Below are 23,879 nucleotides of genomic sequence, written 5' to 3' on the forward strand. Positions count from 1 at the left end.
TTACACCTCGATTTTCACGTTTCAGCATGTGGGCCGCAAATACTTGTTGTCAAATGCGCAATTTATTGTCCTGCTCAAGCAACGATGGATGGCTACGTCGAGCTCCCAGCAGGCCTCTGAGGCGACGCAGCATCCTGTAATATTGTTTCTCGTCAATGTCGGGTTGTCGTTGTGGGAGGGCATGGCGGATCGGAAGATCAGTCATGGAAACCCAAACATACCTGCCGTTCGCGCGCTTCGCCCAACCTGGAACAAAGGACGTATCGTCGGTCAGAAGCGGCCGCCAAAACCCAAGCATGTCTGGGCGACCCGAGTTCGACTTGAACTGGCCGAAAACCACCGCGATTTCGCGTTGTTCAACATGGCATGTCTTACGGGCGAGGGCATCGATGACGATTGACGGCCTGCACATCATCGAAAGCTTTTTCAGTTACTTTTAGATTGTCTCTCCCATAAAGTTCGTTGAAATCAGAGTTGGCGGTGATCGAATGAATGGCGCAGAATCGTTAGTCAAAACCTTTCTTCACAATGGTGTGGATACGGTTTTCGCCAATCCAGGCACGTCTGAAATGCACTTTGTTGCGGCTCTTGATAGACATCCCGAGATGAACTGTGTTCTGTGCCTGTTCGAAGGTGGAACGACGGGCGCCGCTGATGGCTATTACCGCATGAAACGGGACGTCGCCGGCACTCTGCTGCATCTTGCACCGGGGCTAGGCAACGCATTTGCCAATCTACACAACGCCCGAAAATCAGGGTCCGGGATCGTGAATGTGGTGGGAGATCACGCAACACATCACCTGCGCTATGAAAGCCCACTCAGAGGCGACATTATTGGCGTAAGTCAGGCCATAAGCCATTGGACACGAGTTTCTGATCAGGCCACAAGCGTCGCATCGGACGGGGCCGCAGCCATCCAGGCCGCCCGATCTCAAAACGGCCAGATCGCCACTCTTGTTCTTCCCGCCGATACTGCTTGGGATGCAGCGACTGGCCCTGCGACGAATAGCATTCTGGCCCAACCACTTCATCGCCCGTCCTTGGAAGGCATCGAGGCCGCAGCCATGCGTCTGAAGACTGCAAACGCGGCTTTGATGATAGGTGGTTCCGCGCTTTTTGGTCCACTTCGTGTACTGGCTGGAAAAATTTCCGTCAAAACCGGATGCCGCCTGTTGGCGGATACTCTAATCCCTCGAATTTCGAAGGGGGCCGGGGCTGCCAAATTGGATCAACTTGTGTATCCAATTGCACCCAAGATTGCTCAGCTTGAACAGACATCGTCAATCACTTTGATCGGCGCCGACCAACCCGTTGCCTTCTTTGCATACCCGGGCAAACCGAGCACACCCGAGCCCGCCGGTTGCACGGTTTCAAGCCTGTGTGCTCCGACGGATGATATTGCCTGGACTCTTCAAACACTGGCAGATGCGGTTGGTGTTTCGAGCAAGACACAGCTGAACACATACGCTCTCGACCTGCCTCCAATCCCAACCGGAGATCTCACCCTAGCGAAAGTCGGCCAAGCGTTAGCGGCCCTCATTCCCGAGAATGCTATCGTTTGCAATGAATCCGTGACGTCCGGGTTTCACGTCATTCCTCCGACTGCAACCGCGCGACCACATGACTTGCTTGGGGGAACCGGTGGTGCGATAGGGCTTTGCCTACCGTGCGCAACCGGCGCAGCAATTGCATGTCCAGATAGAAAAGTAATTGCTCTAACAGGCGATGGATCAGCCATGTATACGTTGCAATCTTTGTGGACGATGGCACGCGAAAGCCTGGACGTTACGGTGATTGTTTTTGCAAACCGCGGCTATCAAATCCTTCGAGATGAGCTGGCAAGTGTCGGTGTTGAGAGTTTTGGCAAGAATGCGGAGGCAATGTTTGATGTGGAAAACCCAACGCTTGATTGGGTTGCGCTCGCTAAAGGGCATGGGGTTCCCGGAATACGAATTGAAGACACCGATAGCTTTGCAAAAGCCCTTTCCGCGGGGCTATCACGTGACGGCACTTCCTTGATCGAAGTCATGTGCCCGCCAGCATCTTGAACACAAATTCTTTTTGAAACGGGCGGCCCAAAGCCGCCTTTCGTTACCCAAAGCGAAGCTACATTTTGGCACTGAAAGCAGACTGTCACGAGCGCTCAAACAACATGCAAAAAAATGTCATTGGCGTGCCAGAAGAGAACTCATGACAATGTCCTCCACACAGCCAATTTTCGCGATGACCATAATTGCGAAATGATAGTTGGTCGCACCTTAAACGTCACCGATAATCCGGCAGGACGGAAACCGGCTTCACTTCACTACGCCGAAACACGCCAGGTGCGCCTGGCTCGCTCCATCGAAATAAAGTTATGTGCCAAAGACCCGGACGCCTTCGCGAAGGGTCAATCAACCCGATATGCCGATCTGTTCTGAGCCGATCAGCAGCGAGCCATGAAGACGGCTCTCCGCCCGCAGCTAAGAGTTTGCGCCAGGGCTGACTGGCGAGTGCATAGATATCCGCGGCTTCGGGGCTGCGCAGATCGAATAACGCACATCGTTCCACCTCGAAGGTCAGCACAACCCGCGGGCGATCATCCTTCCTAACGTCCTGACCAATAGCGACTTTTGCGCTTTCGACATCAGGGCTCAGATACAAAGCGTCCTGCCCCCGGCGATTGAACCGGGCGGGTGGGCGATCCGGTGCGCCGCGCATGAGGTGAACGTCTGGGTCATCGGCCCAAACAATCTTTACGAATTCTCCGGAAACTTCTGTCAGCATAACGGGTGGCACTGATCGTTTGCGCGTCGCGTTATAGGAAAGACGCAAGGCGGCAGTGGTTTTCCTAGAACAGAGAAGACGCATGATATCTTGATTGAAATCACTTACTCATGTTTCCTCGCACTGTGTTGCATTTCCAAAGGCCTCTCGCATGACGGCTCCAAAGATCGCCCTCCTTGGCGCAATTCTCGAGTCAAATCGCTTTGCACCCCCGGCTGATTTGTCAGACTTTAAGTCTCTGACATGGCTTACAAGCGATGCTTTGATGTCTGAAGCCAGATCCGCGACACCAAAGCTGGCAATAGAATTTGCGGCCTTTGTCCGGGCGATGGATGCTACGGGCGACTGGACGCCGGTACCCTGTATCTTGGCAGCCAGCCATCCCGCAGGTCCAGTACGAAAAACCGTGATCGAAGAGATCATGGTGACTTCGGAAGACATGCTTCGCTCAGCTGGCCCTGTCGACGCAGTCTACATCTGCAATCACGGCGCGATGGTTGCCGAGCACGACCACGACCCCGACGGTTTGTTGATGTCACGCATTCGGAGAGTTGTCGGACCGGACGTACCTGTCATCGCGACACTCGATTTGCATGCAAATATCTCACAACGGATGGTCGATGCCTGTGACCTGATCGTCGGCTATCGGACCAATCCTCACGTCGATCAAATAGAACGTGGCGAGGAAGCCGCCTTTTCGTTGCGCCGGGTTTTGGCGTCGGGCGTCCGGCCCCAAACCGCGCATGTTAAACTGCCTCTTGTTCCGGCACCCGTGACCCTGCTAAGTGCCGAGCACCCGTATGGCGCGCTGATCGACCATGGTCAGCGACGACAAGCCGAAGGTCGAGGTGAGATTCTAAACGTATCGATCTTCGGTAATTTTCTTTTCTCCGACACGCCCGACAACGGTCTGAGCATCGTTGTCACCGCGCGTGAGGACCAGAAGGCGGCCAATGCACTGGCGGAAGAATTGGCAGACATGGCCTGGTCATTGAGGAAGGATTTCGTTCGGAAACTGACATCCGTGACGGAAGCGATCTCAATTTCCGCTGACCAAGCGCGCACGCCTGTGATTTTCTCCGATGCCGGTGACAATCCTGGTGGCGGCGGCAGTGGCAGGACGACGGAACTGTTAGCCGCTCTTCATGCGGCAAAAGTCGAAGAATGCCTATTCGGTTCCTTTTGTGATCCGGAACTTGCGAACGAAGCCCATGGCATCGGTGTCGGCGGCAAATTCAGGGCACGATTCAACCGGTCTTCCGATTCCAGCGCTTTCTGGGCGCAATGGGATGTGCCTTTTGAGGCGGATGCAGAGGTCTTGGGTCTCCATAATGGAGATGTGGTAGGTGAACTGGGCATGACGGCTGGTCGGAGATTGGCCCTAGGGCCATCCGCTGCGCTTCGTATTGGTGGTATCACCGTGGTGGTGATCACCGATCGCACACAGACTGCCGACCCCGTGTTCTTTCATATGTTCGGGCTGGATATTGCGGCTGCCCGGACTGTTGTTGTGAAATCCCGAGGCCACTTTCGGGCCGGGTTTTCCAACTGGTTTGGGCCAAACCAGGTATTTGAGGTCGACACGGGCGGGCTTACGTCGCCAGTTCACGACCGCTGGCCGTTTGCGAATTTGCCACGACCGAACTTTCCGATGGACGTCGACACCTCGTGGTCGGCTAAGATGCTGCGCTAGACGGGCTCTGAGTATTTGTCCTGCGGCGTCGTCAACTTGACAAATTGCATGAACTGGCGGGCAAGCTGAGAAGGTGGCCTGCCTGATGGAAGTACAAAGCTCGTGTCATAAAAAATGGCGGCGTCAAATGGCCTGACGACGACACCTTCCATCCCTGACGACAACAACGGGAAGGGATTGATCAGCGTCACGCCCAAACCCTCGCGGACGAGCTCCAGTGCGGCCATGTTCGTTGCCGTTTCTGCGACTTGTTTCGGCCGAATTCCAGCGCGCGCAAAGATCTTTTCGGTGATCGCTCGCGTCCCCAGCCTTCGCAGAAACTCGATCAGCGCGACGCCTTCAAGGTCGTGCGGCGTCACCACTCGTTTTTCCGATAGCGGATGGTTGCTCGGCATGGCGCAGACCACCTGACTGCGGCGCCAAGGCATGAGATGAACACCCGTTCGTTGGATCATCGCACTCGTCAAACCAAGATCATAGCGGAGGTCGAGAATGCCGGCGACCAGCACGTCCGTGGCCTGAATATCCAATTGAAGCTGCTTTCCTTCATTCTTCTTGAGAAAACTGGCCACCCTGGAGATGACAAAGTGATGTGCCAGAGTCGGCGGCACGATCAGGCGTAACGGCTCGTTATCCGGAGTAGCCCATTCTGCGCCCTCAATGTCCGCCAGCGTCTCGAAAATTGGGTCCAGTTTTTCGTTGAGACGCAAGGCTTCGTCTGTTGGGTCGATACGTCCCGATCGCCGGAGAAAGAGCGATCGCCCAACACGGGCCTCGAGTTGTGACAAGGACCGGCTCACGGCAGACTGCGAAATCCCGAGACGCCGCGCGGCGCCGATGGTTGTCCCAGTCGTGATCACGGCTCTTAGCGACTCGAACTCGCGCAGTCTGTGTCTGTGTTCCGTCATGCTACATTACTCCCCCGGTACGAGCGGCTGAACATCCAAACTCTTGGATTGGTCTATGCAAAGTCGCATAGCAATAAGTATTGGCAATGATTTTTGCGGTAGCTAGTTTTTTTTATAGGGCGCGGGATCGGCCAAAGATTCGCCCATTCACAAGCGCCAAACAAACAGGGAGTCTTTTTGATGAGGAAACTCACATCTGCGACAGCCGTCGCTGTCAGCATTTTGGCTTTCGGCGCCGGTGCTGTTTCGGCCGAAAAACTAACGATCGGCCTCGCTTCGGAGCCGACGTCACTCGATCCGCATTTTCACAACCTGGGTCCGAACAACGCGATGTCCGTGCACATCTTTGACCGGCTGATCGCGCAGGATGAGAAGCAGCGCCTATCGCCGGGTCTTGCCGTGTCATGGGAGCCGATTGATGAATTGACTTGGGAGTTCAAGCTGCGTGAGGGCGTAAAGTTTCACGACGGAAGCGACTTCACGGCGGACGACGTCGTCTGCACCATGGCGCGCGCGCCGGACGTACCGAACTCTCCATCGGGATACGGCACCTATCTTAAGGGTAAGGAAGTCGTCAAGATCGATGACTACACGGTGCACTTCAAAACGGCCGCACCTTATCCGTTGATGGGCAACGACATTTCCACGATCCCTGTGATCTCAGAAGTGGGCTGCGAAGCAACGACGGAAGACTTCAACGCGGGTACGGCCGCCATCGGCACAGGGCCGTTCAAGTTCCAAAGTTACACGCCGGGTGAAAGCATCGTGCTGGTACGGAACGACGAATACTGGGGTGATGCACCGATCTGGTCCGAGGTGGAATTCCGCCCAATCACGTCCGGTCCGAGCCGTGTTGCATCGCTTCTTGCCGGTGACGTCGACATGATATCGGGCGTTCCGACGACCGATATCACAACACTTAAGGGCAACGATGGTATCCAGCTGAGCCAGGGCGTGTCCAACCGAGTGATCTATCTTCACATGGACCAATTCCGTGAGGATTCACCCTTTGTGAAGGCCAACGGTGGTGGCGATATAAAGAACCCGCTCATGGACGTCCGAGTCCGGAAGGCGATCAGCATGGCGATCAATCGCGACGCGATCGTTGAGCGTGTCATGGAGGGGGTTGCGCTGCCCGCTGGCCAGCTTCTGCCCGAGGGATTCTTTGGCGTGTCCGACAATCTGGACGTGGTGACTTATGACCCGGACGGTGCTAAAGCACTTCTGGCTGAAGCCGGTTATCCCGATGGATTTGAAATGACAATCCATGGGCCAAATGACCGCTACATCAACGACGCCAAAATTGCCGAGGCAATTGCGCAAATGTTGACCCGTGTGGGCATCAAGACAGCAGTCGAAACAATGCCGCGTTCGGTATACTTTGGACGCGCGTCCAAAGGCAGCCCGGAGGGTCTGCCGGAGTTCAGCTTTATCCTCGTCGGATGGGGCGCGGGGTCCGGCGAAGCGTCCTCGCCTCTCAAATCGCTGATCCACACCCATGACAAGGATGCGGGCTTTGGATCATCGAACCGTGGCCGGCACTCGGATGCTGAAACCGACGCGTTGATCGAAGAAGCCCTGCGAACAGTCGATGACGCAAAGCGGCAGGAACTACTCGCCGCGGCGACAGAGCGCGCGATCGAGAATGTGGCGATCATTCCGACTCACTTCCAGGTCAACACCTGGGCGGCCAAAAAAGGTCTGAGCTACATCCCTCGGACCGACGAGTACACTCTCGCGACAGGCGTCGTGAAAGAGTAACCGCAATGCATCCGGGCCGCCTTCGCAGCGGCCCGGAACCTTTGCCCAGGGAATGTCCTCATGACCGTTTTCGTCATTCGCCGATTGCTACAAGCAATGCTTGTTGTCTTCCTGATGTCGGTGATTGTCTTTTTTGGCGTCAACATTGTTGGTGACCCGGTCTACATGCTGGTCAGTCCCGACGCGGATCAGGCCGACATCGAAGCTGCAATTCGACGGCTTGGATTGGATCGGCCTATTTGGGAACAGTACTGGTTGTTCCTCAAAGGTGCGGCACAGGGTGACCTCGGTGACAGTTTTGTCTTCGGTGAGCCCGCGCTCAAACTGATCCTGCACCATATGCCTGCCACAATGGAACTGGCCTTCAGTGCACTCTTTCTTGCCATCGTGATCGGTATTCCATTGGGCCTTTATGCCGGGCTCTATCCCGATAGCCCGCTTTCCAAAGGCATCATGGCTGGCTCGATTCTCGGGTTTTCGCTGCCGACCTTCTGGGTCGGACTGATGCTTATCATGTTGTTTGCAGTTGAACTCAGGTGGGTCCCGGCGACAGGGCGTGGCGATATCGGTTCGTTTCTTGGGATTCACAGCAGCCTTTTTACGCTCGATGGGTTGAGCCACATCTTCCTGCCTGCTCTCAACCTGGCACTTCTGAAGATTTCACTGGCAATCCGCCTTACCCGAGCAGGTGTCCGTGAAGCGATGGGGCAGGATTACGTGAAGTACGCTCGGGCCAAAGGGCTTTCGACCCGACGCATCATTCTGATGCATGTGATGAAAAACATCATGATCCCGGTTGTGACCGTCATGGGCCTCGAATTCGGCAGTTTGATTGGGTTCTCGGTGGTGACTGAATCGATCTTCGCATGGCCCGGAATGGGCAAACTGCTGATCGACGCAATACTGCAATTGGATCGGCCCGTCGTCGTCGCCTATCTGATGATCATCGTACTGTTCTTCGTGCTGATCAACCTGATCGTCGACATACTCTACTCGATCCTCGATCCGAGGGTTCGTTTGCAGGATCAGGGCGCATGACCGACACCGTCGCAGATCAATCGCTGACCACCGCCAAGCCCCCTAAGGTCGAGACGCCGTTCCAGCGATTTCGGGCCGAGTTCTTCGAAAGCAGGATCGCGACAGCGGCGCTCGGCATATTCCTAATCATCGTTCTGCTGGCCATCCTGGCACCCTGGATCACGCCGCAAAACCCCTACGATCTTGGTCAGGTCAGCGTCATGGATGGGCGCTTGCCGCCGGGTTCCGAAGCATTCGACGGATACACAATGTGGCTCGGCTCGGACGGGTCTGGGCGCGATCTCTACTCGGCAATTCTCTACGGTTTGCGTATCTCTCTAACCGTTGGGCTTGCATCTGGAGTGATTGCCCTTCTGATCGGTATGGCGATCGGTCTGGTCGCGGCCTACGCCGGAGGCCGGACCGAAGCGTTCATCATGCGCATCGTGGACCTTCAACTGTCATTCCCGGCATCGCTGGTTGCACTGATGATGGTTGCGGCACTTGGTAAGGGTGTCGACAAGATCATCCTCGCCCTCGTGATCGCGCAATGGGCCTACTACGCCCGCACGGTTCGCGCGACCGCGCTTGTCGAGCGTGGCAAGGAATATGTCGAAGCCGCGCAATGCCTTGGAATATCGCGGCCGCGGATCGTCTTTCGCCATATCCTCCCGAATTGCATGGCGCCTCTGATTGTCGTTGGCACGGTACAAACCGCCAGTGCCATCTCTTTGGAAGCGACGCTTTCGTTCCTTGGCGTAGGCCTACCGCAGACTGAGCCGTCGATTGGAGTGCTGATCGCAAATGGATTCGAATACATGCTTTCAGGACGCTACTGGATTTCCGTTTTTCCCGGCGTCGCGCTGTTAATGACGGTGGTGTCCATCAACCTTGTTGGCGATCATTTGCGCGATGTTCTGAACCCGAGGTTGAAGAAATGACGGCAGTACTCGAAGTCAGCGGGCTAAAGACCCACTTCTTCACGCACGCGGGTGTGGTCAAGGCCGTAGATGGTGTGGATTTCACCGTCTCCAAGGGCAAGGTCATGGGGCTGGTGGGTGAGTCCGGGTCGGGCAAGTCGATCACCGGGTTTTCCATCCTAGGGTTGATCGATCCTCCCGGGCGCATCGTTGAAGGGTCAATCCGTTTTAATGGTGACGAGATCGCGAACGCACCGGAAGAGCGACTCAAAACCTTGCGTGGCAACCGAATCTCGATGATCTTTCAGGATCCGATGATGACGCTCAACCCGGTTCTGCGCGTCGATACGCAGATGATCGAGGCCATTCTCGCCCATGAAAACGTCAGCCGCAAAACCGCCTGGGAAAGAAGCCGCGATGCGCTTGGTTTGGTCGGCATCCCATCACCGGAAGAACGTTTGCAGGCCTATCCGCATCAGCTTTCCGGTGGGATGCGGCAGCGCGTGGCGATTGCGACAGCCTTCCTGAACCAGCCGGACCTCATCATTGCCGACGAGCCGACAACCGCGCTCGACGTGACAATTCAGGCGCAGATCATCCACGAGGCCCAGAAACTGACGAAACGCACGGGAACTGCGATGATCTGGATCACGCATGACCTGGCCGTTGTGGCGGGGCTCGCGGATCGGATATCAGTCATGTACGCCGGACGGATCGTTGAGCAGGGCGGCATCGACGATGTGATAGACCGCCCGCTGCATCCCTATACGGTTGGGCTTCTTGGATCGGTTCCGACCGCAAACCGGCGTGGGCAACGCCTGTTTCAGATCGAAGGGATGACGCCAAACATGCTCGCCCTGCCTGAAGGATGCGCCTTTGGACCGCGTTGTCAGGCCCGAACGGCAGCGTGTTCCAAGCGACCCCCGATAGAGGACGTAGACGGTCGCCGCCTTCGCTGTTTCAACCCGCAACGCGCGGAGGAGAAGGCATCATGACAGAACCGCTCGTCGAAATCCGCGGCGTTTCCAAGCGCTTCACCAAGCGTTTGGACGTCGCGGGGAAAATCGCGCAGCGACTTGGCGCGAATATCCGGGAAGAAACGGTCCATGCTGTCGATAACGTGAACCTGTCGATTCAAAAGGGTGAGGTTCTGGGATTGGTCGGCGAATCCGGCTGCGGCAAGTCCACTTTGGGACGTGTTGTTGCCGGCATTCACGCTGCAAGTGACGGACAGATGTTCTATGACAGCAAAGATGTCGCGACATTGAGCGGCGCCGATAAACGCGCAGCGACCCTCGCAATTCAGATGATTTTTCAGGACCCCTTTGCCAGCCTCAACCCGCGTATGCGTGTCGAAGATATCATCGGTGAAGCGCCGCGCATGCACGGGATTGTCAGCAAGGCGGAGAGTGCTGACTACGTAGACGACGTGATGCGTAAGGTCGGCCTCGACCCGTCGCTCAAGCGGCGCTACGCACATCAGTTTTCCGGTGGGCAAAGGCAGCGGATCGGGATCGCCCGTGCGCTCGCCGTGAAGCCGAAGTTCCTTGTCTGCGACGAAGCCATCGCTGCGCTGGACGTATCGATCCAGGCGCAGGTTATCAACTTGTTCATGGACCTGCGCGAGGAGCTGGGTCTGACATATTTGTTTATCAGCCATGACCTGAGCGTCGTCGAACACATCGCCGACCGCGTGGCGATCATGTATCTGGGCCGCATTGTCGAGAGCGCATCGACTGAGGAGATTTTTTCGGACCCACGCCATCCCTACACGAAAGCGCTGCTTGCAGAGGCTCCACGCCTTGATCAGCGTCGGCGTGAGTTTGCCCCGATTGAGGGGGAAATTCCGTCGCCACTCGATCCGCCATCTGGATGTACCTTCCACCCGCGTTGCCCGGTGGCGACCGCTGAGTGTCGCACCTCCGTTCCTGAACTGAAAGCCGGGCGCGGCGGGCGCGAAACAGCCTGCCTGCTGGAACACACCGAAACCGTTTGAACGAGAAGCTGGAGAGCCCCTTGAAAAACGCCGATCCGATCTGGGACCACGTTGACCGCCATCGTGATGATTTTATCGCATTGTCTGACCGCGTCTTTGACACGCCCGAGACGCTTTACGCCGAGTACAAGTCCGTCGCTGAGCATGTGCAGATGTTACGTGCTCAGGGGTTCAAGATAACAGAGAATGCAGCTAGCATTCCTACGGCCGTGATTGGCGAAGCGGGAGACGAGGGTCCGGTGATCGCCATCCTCGGCGAATTCGATGCGCTGCCATATCTGAGCCAAGCGCCAGGTGTGGCTGAACATCAGCCGCTTGAAGAGGGCGGCAACGGGCATGGGTGTGGTCACAACCTGCTGGGCGCTGCCGCACTCTTGGCCGCGACAGCGGTGAAAGACTGGCTGGCCGAAAACGGCATCAAGGGCCGTGTGCGGTACTATGGCTGCCCCGCTGAAGAAGGGGGCGCGGCCAAGACGTACATGGTGCGTGAAGGACTGTTCGATGATGTCGACGCGGCCATCTCCTGGCATCCAGCGACCTTCACAGGCGTGAATGAGGCGAGATCGCTCGCGAACACCCGGATCGACTTCACTTTTCATGGAAAAGCTGCCCATGCTGCTGGCGCGCCTGAATTGGGCCGGTCCGCGCTTGATGCGGTTGAACTGATGAACATCGGCGTGAATTATCTGCGCGAGCACATGCCCGACAGCGCCCGGGTGCATTACGCCTATCTCGATGCAGGTGGTGTTGCGCCGAACGTGGTGCAGGCCAAGGCCACGGTGCGCCAGCTTGTCCGGGCCAGTTCGCTACCCGACCTCGCCGATCTGGTTACGCGTGTCAGAAAGATTGCAGACGGTGCGGCGCTGATGACCGGAACGCAGGTCACAAGTCAGGTCTTTTCCGGCGTTTCAAACCTGCTTGGAAACCGTCCTTTGGAAGAAACCATGCAGCACGAGCTAGAGAAACTCGGACCCGTCGCCTTTGACGAGTCAGACCTCAGCTTTGCCCGTGAGATTCAGACTACATTGACCAAGGCTGACATCAACACGACCTTCAAGCGGATCGGAGCCAAGCCCAAAAAGGATCTCGCACTCTGCGACTTCATCGCACCTCTTGATCGCCACAGCGATGGTGGCGAAGGCTCAACAGATGTAGGGGATGTGAGTTGGGCAGTTCCGACGGTTCAGGCACGAGTTGCCACCTGTGCCATAGGAACACCGTTTCATACGTGGCAAACAGTTGCTCAAGGCAAGGCACCCGCGGCTCACAAAGGCATGGTCTACGCGGCAAAAGCAATGGCCGCGACGGCCTGTCGACTGGTTGAGGACCCGTCACGCATCGACGCGGCGCGCGCGACACATCAAGACCATCTGGGCGAAACGCCGTATACATGTCCGATCCCTGACGACGTGCGCCCACCTGTCTGAGGGAAAGTGACCATGACCCGCGCTGCTGCCATAGACAACGCCGCCGAATATTTTGACAGCGGTCGATTTGCAACCGATCTTAGCGAACTGGTTGGCCATGAGACAGAGAGCCAGACACCAGAGAAAGCCGCGGAACTTCCGCGCTATCTTGAAGAAGCCCTCGTTCCGCGCCTGCGCAGTCTTGGGTTCTCCTGTGCAATACACCAGAACCCTGTGCCAGATGCAGGTCCGATCCTTGTCGCTGAACGCATCGAGGACGACATGCGTCCGACGATCCTGTCCTGTGGGCATGGCGACGTGATCCGTGCGCAAACGGATCAATGGCGCGACGGGCTTCACCCATTTCGTCTTGTGGATGAGGGCGATCGCCTCTACGGACGCGGTACCGCTGACAACAAGGGACAACACCTCATCAACTTGGCTGCGTTGAGCTCCGTCATCGACGCTCGTGGGTCACTCGGCTTCAACATTCGGATCCTTATTGAAATGGGCGAGGAGATGGGGTCGCCGGGGCTGTCTGAGTTTTGCGCCGCGCACAAAGAAAACCTTGCCGCGGATGTCCTGATCGCATCGGACGGACCACGCCTTCAGTCAGACACGCCGACGATGTTCATGGGTGCACGGGGCGGCATTTCGTTCGACCTCATCGTTGACCTTCGAGACGGCGCGCATCATTCCGGTAACTGGGGCGGTTTGCTTGCCGACCCCGCGATGATCCTTGCACATGCCCTCTCGACGATCACCGATGAGAGGGGCCAAATCAAAATACCAAAGTGGCGGCCGACCAGCCTAACCGAAGACATCCGGTATGCCCTGCGCAACCTGTCGGTAGGCGGAGATGGCGGCCCGGAGATTGACGAAGACTGGGGCGAGGAAAGTCTGACACCCGCCGAACGGGTCTTCGGCTGGAACAGCTTTGCGGTGCTCGCGATGAAAAGCGGTGTCCCCGAAGCGCCGGTTAACGCGATCTCGGGATATGCCAAGGCCGCCTGCCAGCTCCGCTTCGTTGTTGGCACCGATCAAGCCGGTATCCTGCCGGCCCTTCGTCGCCACCTTGATGCAAGAGGATTTGAGATCGTTAACATCAAACCCCACGACCGCGGATTCTTCGATGCGACGCGGACATCACCGGAGCATCCTTGGGTGTCGTTTGTCGCGCGTTCGCTGGAAGAAACGTCCGGAAAGCAGCCACATATTCTGCCAAATCTCGCCGGTTCCCTGCCCAATGAGGTTTTTTCCGATGTGCTCGGCCTCCCAACGGTTTGGGTGCCTCATTCCTATCGTGGTTGTTCGCAGCACGCGCCGAACGAACATGTGTTGAAGTCGGTATCGCGTGATGCAATGCGGGCAATGGCCGGGTTGTTTTGGGATATTGGTGACCTTGCAAGGCCACTCTGACCGCGCGCCACAAAGGATATCATCCATACCTGGGTCGGGCAGGTATCGCACTCCCGACTGTAAATGACCGCTTTCACGGATTGGGGGAGTTGTTATCGTATATTCGGCGAAAATCAGCTGTCTGCCCATTCCGGCTGATGCTGCAACAGAAAACGACGTCGCCATTGGGCTCCGAGCTGCCAAATGCCAACGCAGCAAGCACCGCGTTAGGGGCGGGACGGAACCGGCCATCAGCGAAATGGGCTAACCCCTTAAATTTTGGCTGTATCTTTCGCAGCGTGGTCGTTCGTGAATATTGAGCCGACCTCTGGGTCGTATGCGGCGAAACCTGGCTCCGAGCCCAAACTGTGAATTTGATTTTCTCGCTGCTTGCGCTCGCAGCACCGAATTTTTTGCGAATGCGCGAAGGTCCGTGACGCGGCGCGGCAAAGATTTCGGCCATTCGTCGACCGCGCAGCATTTTTTAATGAGTGAACTCGCAGGGAGCGGACTTTGCGGCCATTCAATATTTTTGCGAACAGCGTCAATTGCCGGAACGGCACGAAAAGCTCGATGGGTCCCGAGGGTCACCATTGCCGTCATACTTTGCGACTTCCGGATAGGCGCAAATGGGTCTGGCCCCGGCTGGTTGAGCCTGACCGTCTAGCCAATACGCGATGATCTCGTCAGGTGCTTCACCCGTTTCCGCCCACTTGTCGATCTCGGTAAGGAAATTCACCCACGACGGGCCGGGGCCTCCAAAGCAATGTTCCACTCCGGGCATCATGAACAGGCGGATATCCTCGGCGGCGCTCGGATCATGCGCGATTACGTCGTCATAGTAGCCAACCATCGCCAGCCCGGATTGCGCGTTGTCGGACCAGCCGGAATACAACAGCATCTTGCCCCCGCGCCCACGAAACTCAGAAAGATCAGGGTTAGTTGCATTCAAGGTTTCCGCTGCTGCTGATGAATCCTTCGCGTAGGTTCTGAAATCGAAATTCTCGTATGTCCAAGTCGGGTCGTGATAGACAAAGCTCTGCATGATCCCGTTGCCAAAGCTGAAGAAGGCGTTCGGCGAGACCGGAGCCTCGAAGCCGCCGGATCCAACGCCTTCCTGAAAATCTCCATCATCTTCCTGATATTTTAGGCCGCCTGTCAGCCAGCGACTCCAGCCGCCTTCGGCAGTCTCACCGCCAAACGGAAACCCGTAATAAAGTTGATTGCCGTCGGTGTCCCTTGGCCCTTCGTAAACGACCTTGAATGCTGCAACTTCCTCGGCGCTCAAGCAGTCTTCGGATTTTTCAGCATCGCATTGGAGGCTGGACACGTCGAACTTGCACTGGCGCGGGTCATTGAGAATACCGTCTTCGAGTCCATCCAACCCATCGCAGGCGGCCAGATAGGATGTCTCAACCAATTTCTGGGCCTTCGGACCCAGAACCGCTTGTTCCAAGTCCTTGGGATCAGGGTACATCACCTGATTGATGCTGGTCGCCTGCACCGCAATTCCCGTCCAATCAATGGCGTAGGCGCCAGCGGCAACCGCGTCGAAATCCTCGGGATAGCGTAGAGCGGACATGATTGCCTGACCCCCGCCCCGCGAGCAACCTGTGAAGTAGCTGCGGGCAATCGATGTCTCGTAGTATGAGTTGATAAGGGGTTTGGCCGTGACCGCCGTTCGGTGTACCGCCAGATGCCCGAAGTTGACCAAGGCTTCCAAATCATTGAGGGCCCAGCTGGCGTCTGCTGGGTGGCCCTGATGCCCTGTATCGGTACCAACCGTCGCATAGCCAGATTGAAGTGCTCCGTACAGAAGCGCTGTATTCATCACGGAACCGACAAAACCACCCCCGCCACCCATGACGAATTTGCTGTTCCAATTGTCTGGAAGCAGTAGCTCGAAATGTATCTTGCTACCGATCACACCCTCAACCCTGCAATGCGGCACGGGGTCTGCCAACGGCTCCACCGAAACAAGGCGAAGTTCTGGAAGCGGATCAAAACGCTTTCTCTCGCACTCAGCCTCACTTGCGAGGACCGGAGCTCCCGTCGACACAATCCAGGCAAGAATGAGCCCGCAGGTCCGTTGTATAAAACTGGGATTCGAGAACAGCTGCCAGAGAGATACCCGCATCACATACCTTTTGGAAAATGGTGATTTCTCCGGCACCCTAACACGCGACAGGAACCTAACAACAGACGTCAAGGGTAAGATCAAGGTCTGTTTCGGGCTCGAAGCTGCCCAATGCGTTTGCGTCGTTCGCCAATGAAACAGCAAACTGACAACGGCCATTCAAACCACCAGTAAACTGAGGCGTCAGCGCTGTGCTGATGTCTGGGATTGGCGGGAGGATTGGAGAGCAAACTATGTCAAGAGTCCAACTTCCCGCTGTTACCCCGAAACGAAGAACCTGGAACAAGGGTCGGATCATCGGCCCGAAACGACCACTGTTGCCGAAACAGGTCTGGGCAATCCGCGACCGGCTCGAACTGGCGGGCAACCTGCGCGATCTTGCGCTGTTCAATGTTGCAATTGATAGCAAGCTTCGCGGATGCGATCTGGTGAAACTGGCCGTCACCGATCTGGTTAGGGATGATCGCGTTCGCGAACGCGTGTCCGTGATCCAGAGCAAAACCAAGCGGCCCGTTCAGTTCGAACTCTCTGACAACACGAGAGATACCATTGCCGCATGGGTCAAGTCGCCAGAAATGATCGGCTGCCGTTTCATGTTTCTCAGCAGGCTTCATGACCGCTTGCATATCTCAACGCGCCAATATGGTCGGCTTGTGAGGGATTGGGTGGCCGCGATTGGGCTGGAACCCAGTGGATACGGCACCCATTCGCTGCGTAGGACCAAAGCAGCGGAGATATACCGCAAAACTGGAAACCTCAGAGCGGTTCAACTTCTGCTCGGACATACCAAGGTTGACAGCACAGTCAGATATCTTGGCGTCGAACTCGAAGATGCGCTGAGCATTGCCGAGCAAATCGACATTTGATCCACTTTGGCGGGCGGCTCATGCCGTTCGCCAATCCTGAGCGGACCTGCGTTCGCGGCGCAGCGGCGGGGCGGATCGAGCCCAGAGTGCCGGATGCTGCGCAGACGTAATTGCCGGACAACCATTGAAACCCGACGTTAGCGATATTGAGGACGGCCCGGAGCTGCCGTCCATTGGACAACTTCGATGCTGCGTTGCGGTTCGTCAAACCTGCAGTTCGCTGCCAGCGCGAGACAGGGGGAAGGCCAGTCGAACAGTTCGCGGATTTTCCGGGCCTTCAGCCAAACGCCTTACACGCGCGCAAACAGTCCCAGCAGTTTCAAGGCCGCATCGGAGCTTGGCTGAAGCGGCCAATAGTCCAGTTCGGACACCGAAGTTACGAGAGGTTGAGTACACGATACTGAATCTTGGGTGCAGTTTGCTATCTGCCCCCAAGAAATCCAATTCTATATCGCTACACAGTACTCAAACCGACCGCTCAAACCTAGATCCATCTATCTGTTCAATATCGATCTCGGCCAGCGAAGAAACGACGCAGTCCGCGGCGGTTAGTTCACTCTCGTGATCTTCGTGAAGGAGACCAACGCAGTAGAAACCACCATTCTTTGCCGCTTCAACCCCGGAGGAGGAATCCTCAATCACGACACATTCATCCACTTTCAGCCCCAGCCCGCTGGCGGCGGTGAGGAATATATCAGGGTTGGGTTTCCCTTTTTCGACATCGTCGCCCCCGATAACAACCGGAAAGGCATCCAACAAACCAGCTTTTTCAAGAACGGCTCGGACATTGGCGCTGCTGGAAGCGGCCGCTAGCCCATAGCCCTCTGACTGGCATTGTCTAACCAGGCGCACAGCAGCATCGAAGACCTGGAACTCGCCTCGCTCGATCATTTCAACATAATAGTCATTTTTTTTGTCTGCGGCGGTTCTGACTTCATTTTCCGAATGCCGGGTCATGACCGCGCGCGCCCCGTCAAAACGGGGGCGTCCATCGACCAGCCGCCGGTACTCCGCCCTTCCAAACTCATATCCGTACTCTTCGAACATGCGTTTCCAAGCAGCAAAATGCGCCGGTACGGTGTCGACCAAAACACCATCGAGGTCAAAGATCAGTCCTTTGATCGGCATGCTGAATCTCCTGGTTCGAGCCTGTGCAAGAAACACGTAGCATGTAAGGATTTTTCTTCAATCGGCTGGCATGTGAATGTTTATATGGCATAGTTATTCACGCTGTCAGGATCCTGCTAACGAACAATATTGAACAAATGATCGACGTTAAAAAACTTCCATTTGAAGAACGCGCCCAGTGCGCTGCCTATATGCGCGCAACGCACAACATGTCGCAGGTAGAGATAGGAGCAATTCTTGGTGGCCTGTCTCAACCGCATGTATCGCGGTTACTGAAACACGCTGAACGCCAAAACTACTTGGTCATCGAACAACGCTTCGTCAAAGAACAATTCTCAGACGAGTGGATTGCCCAGATGGACGAAATGCTGGCTCCTTCAGGGTTGAATTCTGATCTGAAGCGATATTGCAACAGGAACAAGCTTAGACCGCCTCGGCTTGGGGTGTTTGAAAGCGGCCCGGGGAACACCGAGGCTGCGCTGTCACAGCGCCGTACCAGGTTTGGACGAACCGCATCCGGACGATTGATAGAACTGATCGAGAAATCGAACGTCATCGGCGTTGCGTGGGGTCGAACAATCAAGTCTCTGGCAGAAGGGATTGCAGCCTCAAGGCAGCCCATAGATAAGTCGCAAAAGACTGAGTTTGCAGCGGTTTGCGCAGAATTGATGTCGCTGGCTCAGCATGGATACTCTGCCAGCCGGCTTGCCGGAACGTTTGATGAGCTATTTAACGATCAGCCGGAGGATAGCCCTCAGCTCACTGGTTTCCCGGCATACATACCCCGTCACTACGATGAGACCATGCGCCGTTCCATTTGGCAGTACATCTCTGACACCCCGGGATTTCACCGCGTGTTTTCGGGTCCAGACGCATTGATTGATAAAATGGATATGTTGATTTCCAGCGTCGGGTCTTCAAGCACTCCGGTTCTGGGCAGTTTTGAAGAGCTGGTTCAGGCTGGCGGGTTAAGGGCTGACGATCTCCGGCAATTGGTCGTCGGGGACCTTGGCGGTATTTTGATCCCTAGAACCGAAATTTCACAGGCCAAGATGGACCTGATTGACGAGCTGAATGGGCTGTGGACCGGGATCAAAACAGAGCATGTCAAAGCCATCGCAGATCGGGCATTTGACGATCCTGATCAAAGTGGTGTTGTGGTCGTCGCGATTCAGAAGGAACGAGGCGATACGGTATTCGAACTGATCACCCGGGGACTTGTTAACGAATTGCTCATCGATCACGCGGCAGCGGAACAACTGCACACGCGCGTTGCTGAGGCTCTTGCAGACTGACGATAGCACCTCGGCACACCTTGACCATTCCTGCGAGAAAAATCTTGGTTGTCACGCAGGCTGCGGTGCTAAGACCGCTTCCTCTCCGGCAATCAAAGTAACAGGATGGCCCATCACCTCGATATCCTCTTTCGTGCCGGACGGAGCAATCAGCTTAAACCGACACTCGTCATGAGAAATCAGAACTTCGACGTCATTCCCCTGCCACTTCAGATTAAACCGGATGCCGGACCATGCCTCGGGCAGCCAGGGTTTGAACGTCATCTTGCCGTGCTTGACCCGGAACCCGCCAAACCCACAAACAAGCGACTGCCAGGTGCCACCGGCCGATGCGATATGCATCCCGTCCTGTGTGTTTCCCTGATTGTTGACCAGATCAACAAAGGCAGAACGTTCGAAATAGTGATGGGCCGAGGAAATGTCGCCAACTTCAATCCCCATGATCGAATGAATGGCCGGGCTAAGTGATGACTTGTGCATCGTGCGTTTCTCGTAAAACGCGTAATTCGCCTTTTTGATTTCGTCTGAAAACTCGTCGGGCAAGAGATAATTCAACATGATCACGTCAGGTTGCTTGAGCAGCATCGAGCCATTCAGTGAAAAGTGATCATGCCCCTCGGGGTAGACTGGCATACGGTTTTTGTCCCATTCGGTGATGGGAATGTCCTTGAGCTGGAAATACCCTTCAAACTGTTCGATCAGATTGCGGGAGGGATCAAATGGAACATAGATTTTTTCCGCTGTTTCCAGCCACTGATCCACTTCTTTTCGGGTTAAATCCAACCGTATCAGCAATTCGTCATGAACTGCTGAAGTGGTTTTGCTGAATTCTGCGAAAACGCGAGCCGATTGTTCAAGGTGCCATTTCGCCATCCGATTGGTGAATGTGTTGTTGTCGACATGTTCGTGGAACTCGTCCGGCCCGATAACATTTGTCAGCTCGTACCGGTCCTTGTCTTTGTTCCATTCCAGCCGACTGATCCAGAACCGGCTGGTTTGATACAAAACCTCGGCACCGAAATCGCGAAGGAAATCTCTGTCTCCGGTCGCCGCAACATAACTGAGGATGCCATATGCCACGCATGCGGTGACGTGAATCTCTTCTTCTCCGGTCCAGATACGGTTCGCACCGTCCGCTGTCCATTTTGGCGTTGTCTCTACTCCGGTATCAGCAGATTCCCACGCGTACTGCGCGCCCTTAAGCCCATTCATTCGGGCGTTCTCAAGTGCGCCGTTCAACGTGTTGAAACGGTATTTCAGAAGGGCTTTGGCTGTATCCGGCTGCGTGAAAATGTAGAATGGCAGCAGGAAGATCTCGGTATCCCAGAAAACGTGCCCTTTATACCCCTCGCCTGACATGGACTTGGCGCCGATGTTCGCGCGCGGGTCGTTTTCGTTTGCGGCAATCAGCAGATGATAGATGTTGAAACGCATTGCACGCGTTGCTTCTAGATCACCCGTCACCACACAATCACAGGCGTCCCATTTTTCGCGCCAGGCTGCGGCGCTTTCGCTCAGACAGGCGGAAAATCCCTTGGCATGCGCGGTCTCAAGGGAGGCTTCGCACTTGGCCGCCATTTCCGCGCCGTTCAGATCTCGCGATGTATAAATCGACACCAGCTTTTCGAAAGTCAGACTTTGCCCGTTGAGCGCCTCGACAGAAACGGTTTGTGAAACCTGCTCATAGCCACGATTTGCGACTTTGAACTCGCTGAAGGCAGGACAATCCAAGGCAGACGCCATGCCAATCGAAATGCCAGTGTCCAGTGTCAGAGTTTCGATATAGGACGCATCGCTGCTTGCATGTGACTGAGTGACCTTCATGTGCCGGCTTTTGGCCCACTTCTCCCATTTAACTTCGGGGTGGAAGACGGGATTTCCCTGATAAGCTGGCAGGCGGTCCAGATTGTATCGATGGGCATCAAGGGCGCTTTCGACAGTGATCTCCGAGGAGTAGTTCTCAGGCGTAACCGTCAGGCGAATGCCACAGATGTGCTGATCGGCAAAACTCGCAAATCGGATGCTGGTGATGCGAGTGCGACGGCCTTTGCTATCTTCAAAGACCGTATCTCGGTGGAGAAATCCGGTCTGCAGATCCAACACGCGCTTGTGTTCGACCACTTTACACGTTTGGACATCCAGAATTTCACCTTCGACACGAACCCGAAGCGGCAGCCAGGTCGGCACATTGACCTGATCGATCACCGTCGAGTCATGGTGATCGTAAACACCAGCCAGATAGGTGCCAGACAGCTCTCCTTTGTGACCCTCTTCCAGCGATCCACGTGTGCCCTGATAGCCGTTGCCGACCGTGAAAATGGTCTCCTTGAAGTTCGCTTCATCCAGATTGAATTGGGTTTCTTCAATCAGCCAGTCGCTACTGCTCAGCATTGTCTGCATGTCAGGGCTCCATTCGGGTGATATTTCGGGTAATTCAGTCGCCGTAGGTTTCGGCAATCTGACGTTCGGTTTCTTCCAGTGATCCGTAGACATCCAGCTCGCTGCTCGAGCAGCGCTGCGCCCCGGCACAGTTGCCGAACTGGCAGGCTTTGACGAAGTCGCGGGTCTTGAGGTAGCCAAAGGCCAGGCCACCAGCAAAGCTGTCACCGCAGCCCGTGGTGTCGACCACATCCTCGACAAGCACCCGCTTGACCAGATGTTCCCGCATCCGGCCGGTTGCATCCTTGTGGTAGACGGCGCAGCCGTGTTGATCCAGCGTGACGTAGAGCGCCTTGACGCCCAGATCCAGGCAGTGTTGGGCGAACTTGGGCAACTGGTCCATCGTGAGTTCGCTTATTTCCTGCAACTCGTCAGAACCGTATTCTCCCTTGAACCAACTGCATTGAGCCTCTTCCAAATTCATCTTTAGAAGGTCGATATGTGGAAGCCAGCGATCTCGGTCGATCCAGAATTTATGATACCGTTCGCCATGTGCAGAACACCCGCTGGTGGGGCCATGCGCATCAAATACAACCAGACCATCGCTGTTGGCCTTGATGTATCGAATCGTTTCCAACGGAACCTCGAAATCCGTGATCGGAACGAAAACGAAAGCCTCGCAATCCATCAGGTCTTCGATGTCGTCGGGCAGGATCGGGTTCATGAAACCCGTTTGCTTTTCGTTGCGATGGTTCTGATCGACGTAGACAAGATCGATCACCGCGCCCTGATCAGCGTCGCCCGTAACATGGCCGACATCCAGATACGGAAACTCAGACAGCAAGTTGCGAACATTATCGACGTCTGACCGGCGTACATGGCTGACGACGTTGATCCGCGAACCCGGACCGGCCAGCGAGGACATACAGACCGCTGTATAGACCGCGCAGCCAAATTTATTGAATTTCTCACCCTGATAGCTGGTGATGTTGTCCCTTGGGATCGGGCCAAGGACTGCGACATTGATCTTGTCAGACATTTCGGTCCCTTGCTTTTATTCGCTGTTTTGTCGACGGGCGTATGCGTGATTATAGCAGCTTCAGTTCTGATAGATCTGTTCGCTGGTATAGAACCCGCCGTCGATCAACGTGCTGTCGATCGTATCTTTTGACACTGCAAAAACAGGAGTGATAACCGTCGGGATTTCCGTGAAACCGTTGTCAATTAGCGTATGGTCTCCGATCAAATCACTAACTTCCGCATCCGGAGACTGCGCAATTTTCACGGCAATATCCGCCGCCTCATAGGCCAAAGGTTTAATTTGCTTCCAGATTTCCAGCGCCTGCACATCGTTTGCGACCATCTGGACATTCCGCAGATCAGCGTCTGAACCGGCAACAAAGACCTGATCCGCCGATGCCAGATCCTCGTCCGACAATGCTGCCAGAACCCCGAAAGCAAGCCCGCTGTTATTGGCAATGAATGCATCGATGTCGTTGTCATATTCGACCAGAAGGTTTTCGGCAGTGTCTCTGGCCATATCGGGAGACCAGTCTACATGGCTGCGATCCGCAACAAGCTCGAGCCCAGGATGATCGGCAATCACTTTCAGCACACCGCTGCTGAGCGCTTCGGCATTGGCATCACCAGGCTGACCGCGGATCAGGGCGACCCGGCCTTTGACCTCACCGCGGGTGTCGTTCAGCCAGTCCACCATGGCTTCGGCCTGAAGCTGCCCGACAGCCCAACTGTCTTGCATGACCATGACGTCAAGCGGCCCGTCCTGCAGCATCGAGTCGTATCCGACCACTTTGACGCCTTGATCGTGGGCCAAATCAACAAGGGCACCAGCGGTTGCGGTGTTGACGGGTTGCAGGACCAGAACGTCCACCCCCGATTCCAGCATTTCCTCAACCTGCTGCAACTGACGCAATGGATCATTGCCGCTGCTATCAAAGATCACATCTGCGCCTTGGGATTCCGCGCGTGCAATGAATAGGGATTTGTCAGTCTGGTATCTGGCTTCCTGCATGGTCTTGAGCAGGAACCCGATTGTAGCGTTGTCCTGCGCTGCCGCGATCATTGGCAGCGATGCGGATAGAAGGCCGGCCAAACCCAAAGCTCTGAGGCCGTTTGTGCGTAAGGTTGCTAAAATGGACTGGACCATCGCTTACCTCCCAACTGTCATTCAAGTTTTCGGGGATTTTGG

The 23,879-nt window shown here is 55.7% G+C and carries 18 protein-coding genes and 1 pseudogene; 12 read left to right on the plus strand and 7 right to left on the minus strand.

What is annotated here, in order from left to right; translation table 11 throughout:
- Positions 1-181 precede the first annotated feature (181 nt).
- Both ACR0CE_RS16715 and ACR0CE_RS16720 read left to right on the plus strand, forming a co-directional pair.
- Positions 182-367: pseudogene (locus tag ACR0CE_RS16715) on the plus strand (hypothetical protein); the annotation flags it as partial.
- Positions 368-488: 121 nt separating this feature from the next.
- On the plus strand, positions 489-2,048 hold the full coding sequence (locus tag ACR0CE_RS16720; protein ID WP_480833242.1) for an acetolactate synthase large subunit: 1,560 nt from the start codon (positions 489-491) through the stop codon (positions 2,046-2,048).
- Between the two features lie 217 nt (positions 2,049-2,265).
- Here ACR0CE_RS16720 and ACR0CE_RS16725 read toward each other — a convergent pair whose 3' ends face one another.
- Positions 2,266-2,850 (minus strand): RES family NAD+ phosphorylase, encoded by a 585-nt coding sequence (locus tag ACR0CE_RS16725; protein ID WP_480492790.1) that lies wholly within the window; start codon positions 2,848-2,850, stop codon positions 2,266-2,268.
- Between the two features lie 67 nt (positions 2,851-2,917).
- Between ACR0CE_RS16725 and ACR0CE_RS16730 the strand changes: the two genes are divergently transcribed.
- Complete coding sequence (locus ACR0CE_RS16730) at positions 2,918-4,459, plus strand: M81 family metallopeptidase (protein WP_480833243.1); 1,542 nt, start codon at positions 2,918-2,920, stop codon at positions 4,457-4,459.
- Here the strand turns inward: ACR0CE_RS16730 and ACR0CE_RS16735 are convergent.
- On the minus strand, positions 4,456-5,367 hold the full coding sequence (locus ACR0CE_RS16735) for a LysR family transcriptional regulator (RefSeq protein ID WP_170387145.1): 912 nt from the start codon (positions 5,365-5,367) through the stop codon (positions 4,456-4,458). The genes ACR0CE_RS16730 and ACR0CE_RS16735 overlap by 4 nt on opposite strands.
- A gap of 180 nt (positions 5,368-5,547) precedes the next feature.
- Between ACR0CE_RS16735 and ACR0CE_RS16740 the strand changes: the two genes are divergently transcribed.
- The 7 genes from ACR0CE_RS16740 to ACR0CE_RS16770 are packed head-to-tail and all read left to right on the plus strand — an operon-like array spanning position 5,548 to position 13,886.
- A complete protein-coding gene (locus tag ACR0CE_RS16740; protein ID WP_480833244.1) occupies positions 5,548-7,128 on the plus strand; it encodes an ABC transporter substrate-binding protein in 1,581 nt (526 codons plus the stop codon).
- Positions 7,129-7,188: 60 nt separating this feature from the next.
- Entirely contained in the window at positions 7,189-8,166 is a 978-nt protein-coding gene (locus ACR0CE_RS16745) for an ABC transporter permease (protein WP_480833245.1), read from the plus strand.
- The gene (locus tag ACR0CE_RS16750; protein WP_480833246.1) at positions 8,163-9,086 is read left to right on the plus strand and encodes an ABC transporter permease; all 924 of its coding nucleotides are present in this window, start codon (positions 8,163-8,165) and stop codon (positions 9,084-9,086) included. Before ACR0CE_RS16745 ends, ACR0CE_RS16750 begins: the two co-directional genes overlap by 4 nt.
- Positions 9,083-10,060, plus strand: a complete 978-nt coding sequence (locus ACR0CE_RS16755) for an ABC transporter ATP-binding protein (RefSeq protein ID WP_480833247.1) — start codon at positions 9,083-9,085, stop codon at positions 10,058-10,060. The genes ACR0CE_RS16750 and ACR0CE_RS16755 overlap by 4 nt, the downstream gene beginning before the upstream one ends.
- Complete coding sequence (locus ACR0CE_RS16760) at positions 10,057-11,061, plus strand: ABC transporter ATP-binding protein (protein WP_480833248.1); 1,005 nt, start codon at positions 10,057-10,059, stop codon at positions 11,059-11,061. Before ACR0CE_RS16755 ends, ACR0CE_RS16760 begins: the two co-directional genes overlap by 4 nt.
- Positions 11,062-11,081: 20 nt before the next feature.
- Positions 11,082-12,488, plus strand: coding sequence for an amidohydrolase (locus ACR0CE_RS16765; RefSeq protein WP_480833249.1), 1,407 nt, complete (start codon positions 11,082-11,084; stop codon positions 12,486-12,488).
- 12 nt (positions 12,489-12,500) lie between these two features.
- On the plus strand, positions 12,501-13,886 hold the full coding sequence (locus tag ACR0CE_RS16770; RefSeq protein ID WP_480833250.1) for a M20 family metallopeptidase: 1,386 nt from the start codon (positions 12,501-12,503) through the stop codon (positions 13,884-13,886).
- 523 nt (positions 13,887-14,409) lie between these two features.
- On the opposite strand, the gene ACR0CE_RS16775 is transcribed toward ACR0CE_RS16770, so the two are convergent.
- A complete protein-coding gene (locus tag ACR0CE_RS16775) occupies positions 14,410-16,161 on the minus strand; it encodes a tannase/feruloyl esterase family alpha/beta hydrolase (protein WP_480833251.1) in 1,752 nt (583 codons plus the stop codon).
- A gap of 74 nt (positions 16,162-16,235) precedes the next feature.
- Between ACR0CE_RS16775 and ACR0CE_RS16780 the strand changes: the two genes are divergently transcribed.
- A complete protein-coding gene (locus ACR0CE_RS16780; RefSeq protein WP_480833252.1) occupies positions 16,236-16,868 on the plus strand; it encodes a tyrosine-type recombinase/integrase in 633 nt (210 codons plus the stop codon).
- A gap of 465 nt (positions 16,869-17,333) precedes the next feature.
- Here the strand turns inward: ACR0CE_RS16780 and ACR0CE_RS16785 are convergent, their stop codons facing one another.
- Positions 17,334-17,996: an HAD family hydrolase gene (locus ACR0CE_RS16785; protein WP_480833253.1), complete on the minus strand. Its 663-nt coding sequence runs from the start codon at positions 17,994-17,996 to the stop codon at positions 17,334-17,336.
- Positions 17,997-18,133: 137 nt separating this feature from the next.
- Here ACR0CE_RS16785 and ACR0CE_RS16790 point away from each other — a divergent pair, with 137 nt between their 5' ends.
- Complete coding sequence (locus ACR0CE_RS16790; protein WP_170451110.1) at positions 18,134-19,291, plus strand: sugar-binding transcriptional regulator; 1,158 nt, start codon at positions 18,134-18,136, stop codon at positions 19,289-19,291.
- Between the two features lie 51 nt (positions 19,292-19,342).
- Here the strand turns inward: ACR0CE_RS16790 and ACR0CE_RS16795 are convergent, their stop codons facing one another.
- The 3 genes from ACR0CE_RS16795 to ACR0CE_RS16805 are packed head-to-tail and all read right to left on the minus strand — an operon-like array spanning position 19,343 to position 23,837.
- Positions 19,343-21,691, minus strand: a complete 2,349-nt coding sequence (locus ACR0CE_RS16795) for a glycoside hydrolase family 65 protein (RefSeq protein WP_480486019.1) — start codon at positions 21,689-21,691, stop codon at positions 19,343-19,345.
- A gap of 34 nt (positions 21,692-21,725) precedes the next feature.
- Positions 21,726-22,709, minus strand: a complete 984-nt coding sequence (locus ACR0CE_RS16800; protein WP_480481482.1) for a carbohydrate kinase family protein — start codon at positions 22,707-22,709, stop codon at positions 21,726-21,728.
- Between the two features lie 60 nt (positions 22,710-22,769).
- Positions 22,770-23,837, minus strand: a complete 1,068-nt coding sequence (locus ACR0CE_RS16805) for a substrate-binding domain-containing protein (protein WP_480486020.1) — start codon at positions 23,835-23,837, stop codon at positions 22,770-22,772.
- Positions 23,838-23,879: the final 42 nt, after the last annotated feature.

This window comes from Ruegeria sp. L11 (assembly GCF_056531755.1).

Excerpts from the sequence above, each read along its gene's own strand:
- ACR0CE_RS16750 (WP_480833246.1), top strand. The coding sequence starts at position 8,163 with ATGACCGACACCGTCGCAGATCAATCGCTGACCACCGCCAAGCCCCCT.
- ACR0CE_RS16760 (WP_480833248.1), top strand. The coding sequence starts at position 10,057 with ATGACAGAACCGCTCGTCGAAATCCGCGGCGTTTCCAAGCGCTTCACC.
- ACR0CE_RS16800 (WP_480481482.1), bottom strand. The coding sequence starts at position 22,709 with ATGTCTGACAAGATCAATGTCGCAGTCCTTGGCCCGATCCCAAGGGAC.
- ACR0CE_RS16725 (WP_480492790.1), bottom strand. The coding sequence starts at position 2,850 with ATGCGTCTTCTCTGTTCTAGGAAAACCACTGCCGCCTTGCGTCTTTCC.
- ACR0CE_RS16730 (WP_480833243.1), top strand. The coding sequence starts at position 2,918 with ATGACGGCTCCAAAGATCGCCCTCCTTGGCGCAATTCTCGAGTCAAAT.
- ACR0CE_RS16735 (WP_170387145.1), bottom strand. The coding sequence starts at position 5,367 with ATGACGGAACACAGACACAGACTGCGCGAGTTCGAGTCGCTAAGAGCC.
- ACR0CE_RS16755 (WP_480833247.1), top strand. The coding sequence starts at position 9,083 with ATGACGGCAGTACTCGAAGTCAGCGGGCTAAAGACCCACTTCTTCACG.
- ACR0CE_RS16795 (WP_480486019.1), bottom strand. The coding sequence starts at position 21,691 with ATGCAGACAATGCTGAGCAGTAGCGACTGGCTGATTGAAGAAACCCAA.
- ACR0CE_RS16790 (WP_170451110.1), top strand. The coding sequence starts at position 18,134 with ATGATCGACGTTAAAAAACTTCCATTTGAAGAACGCGCCCAGTGCGCT.
- ACR0CE_RS16775 (WP_480833251.1), bottom strand. The coding sequence starts at position 16,161 with ATGGCCGTTGTCAGTTTGCTGTTTCATTGGCGAACGACGCAAACGCAT.
- ACR0CE_RS16720 (WP_480833242.1), top strand. The coding sequence starts at position 489 with ATGAATGGCGCAGAATCGTTAGTCAAAACCTTTCTTCACAATGGTGTG.
- ACR0CE_RS16780 (WP_480833252.1), top strand. The coding sequence starts at position 16,236 with ATGTCAAGAGTCCAACTTCCCGCTGTTACCCCGAAACGAAGAACCTGG.
- ACR0CE_RS16770 (WP_480833250.1), top strand. The coding sequence starts at position 12,501 with ATGACCCGCGCTGCTGCCATAGACAACGCCGCCGAATATTTTGACAGC.
- ACR0CE_RS16785 (WP_480833253.1), bottom strand. The coding sequence starts at position 17,996 with ATGCCGATCAAAGGACTGATCTTTGACCTCGATGGTGTTTTGGTCGAC.
- ACR0CE_RS16805 (WP_480486020.1), bottom strand. The coding sequence starts at position 23,837 with ATGGTCCAGTCCATTTTAGCAACCTTACGCACAAACGGCCTCAGAGCT.
- ACR0CE_RS16740 (WP_480833244.1), top strand. The coding sequence starts at position 5,548 with ATGAGGAAACTCACATCTGCGACAGCCGTCGCTGTCAGCATTTTGGCT.
- ACR0CE_RS16745 (WP_480833245.1), top strand. The coding sequence starts at position 7,189 with ATGACCGTTTTCGTCATTCGCCGATTGCTACAAGCAATGCTTGTTGTC.